Annotated in this window: 2 protein-coding genes; one reads left to right on the forward strand and one right to left on the reverse strand. The window is 68.6% G+C overall.

Annotation, left to right across the window (positions count from 1 at the left end):
- On the reverse strand, window positions 1–956 hold a 956-nt coding region (locus E1265_RS35895), incomplete at its 3' end, for a cellulose-binding domain-containing protein (RefSeq protein ID WP_207931353.1).
- A gap of 389 nt (window positions 957–1,345) precedes the next feature.
- Here E1265_RS35895 and E1265_RS35900 point away from each other — a divergent pair.
- Window positions 1,346–1,946 (forward strand): cellulose-binding domain-containing protein (locus E1265_RS35900; protein ID WP_207931354.1); only part of this gene is annotated, 601 nt, incomplete at its 3' end.

The following is a 1,946-nucleotide window of genomic DNA, read 5'->3' on the forward strand; positions in this document are numbered from 1 at the left end:
ATCAGGTAGGAGTAGGCCTCGGACGTGGTCTCGTGCCCGTGGTCCGGCGCCTCGACGATCAGCGTCTCCACCGAGTGGTACGGAATCCCCTCGTCGGAGAAGTACCCGTTCGCCGGATCCTTGATCTCCTCGTACAGCTCAAGGAAACGCTGCTCGTACTCGCCGTCCGCCTCGCCCAGTTGGGTGGCGGTGACGGTGGCCGGGGTGTGGCCGGTGGCCGACGCCGTGAAGACCGCCGAGCCGCTGCCGGTGGCCGCGGCGGCGATCGTGATGTTCTGGGTGATGTTCCAGTTCGACGGCGTGAACGTCCTGCTGGCCGCGCCCGAGATGCTCAGCCCCGTGTTGCCGCTGGTGCGGGCGACGTTGACCGTGACGTTCGAAGTGGGCTGGGTGTTCAGCCGGATGCCGAAGGTCGCGGACTGCCCCGGCTGGATGGCCAACGAGCTGGGCGTGGCGACGACCGCCGGCTGCTCGGCCGGGTCCTCGCCGCACACCGTTCCGTTGAGCGTGAAGGTGGTCGGCGCGGTGTTGGTGCCCGAGTAGGTGAAGTTGGCGCCCGTCGAGGTCGAACCGCCCGCCGGGATGGTGGCGTTGTACGACTCGTTGGTGACCGTCACCGTCTGCCCGGACTGCGACCACCGGCCGTTCCAGCCCTGCTGCAGGCGCTGGTTGCCGGAGTAGGAGTAGGCCAGCGTCCACCCGTTGATCGCCGAGGTGGACTCGTTGTGAATGGTGACGTTGGCCGTGAAGCCCGAACCCCAGTTGTTGGCCGAGTAGTCGACGCTGCAGGTCGCGGCCGCCGCCTGCACGTCCGAGCTGTTGCTCAGCCCGGCCGTCATGGCCAGCGGCAGTGCCAGCGCGACCAGGGCGGCCAGGCGCCCGCGCCGTGCGGCGCGCCGCCGTCTGACCTCGAATGGGGGCGGCGCCCCGGCTGGTGCTCGTCTGCGAACCCGCATGACAGCGGTCCCTCCTTGCGGCTCGTCGGGGGGTGAGGACGGTGTCTGTGGTGCCGGTGGTGGCGGGTGTGGCACAGGAGAAAGTGCCAAGTGAACGCAAAAGAGTGGGAGCGCTCCCAAGAATGTGACTACGACAAGTACGCGTCAAGACCTTTGACGTGAGGACGTGCAAGGAAGGTAACTTCCTTGACTTTGCTGCGTCGCCCGGTCATGAACTCAACACATTTCTTGAACAGAGCCCTGGCGGACGAGTCGGTCGGGCGCTACCTTCCCTTTAAAAGAGTGGGAGCGCTTCCAAGAGGTCGGACGCCGGGGACGGGTGTCATACCGGTCGCGCTGTGACGCCCGGCACGCACGGCATCGGACACCGCAACCACGAAAGGATCTCGATGAGCCGCACCAACCCCCCACCCCGTCACAGACGTGGCGCCCTGTTCACGGCGGGGTTGCTCGCCGCGACGGCGCTGGGCACCGGCGGATTCATGCAGGGGACGGCGTCGGCCGCCGCCTTCGGCTGCTCCGTCAACTACTCGACCAGCGACTGGGGGTCGGGCTTCACCGCCAACGTCACAATCAACAACGTCGGGGACACGGCCACCACCAACTGGACCCTGACCTACGCCTACTCGGGCAACCAGCGGCTCCAGTCCGGCTGGAACGGCACCTGGTCGCAGTCCGGGCAGAACGTCACGGTCCGCGACGCCGGCTGGAACGCCCGCATCGCGGCCGGCGGCTCGGTGACGGCCTCGGCCAACTTCAGCTACTCGGGCACCAACGCGGCCCCGACCAGCTTCGCCGTCAACGGCATCGCCTGCACCGGCACCCCCGGTGGCGGTGACCCCGGCGGCGGTGACCCCGGCACCCGCGTGGACAACCCGTACGTCGGCGCCGACGTGTACGTGAACCCGGAGTGGTCGGCCCGCGCGGCCGCCGAGCCGGGCGGTTCCGCGATCGCCGACGAGCCGACCGGCGTCTGGATGGACCGGATCG

It is taken from the genome of Streptomyces sp. 8K308 (assembly GCF_004348315.1).
Taxonomy (GTDB): domain Bacteria; phylum Actinomycetota; class Actinomycetes; order Streptomycetales; family Streptomycetaceae; genus Streptomyces.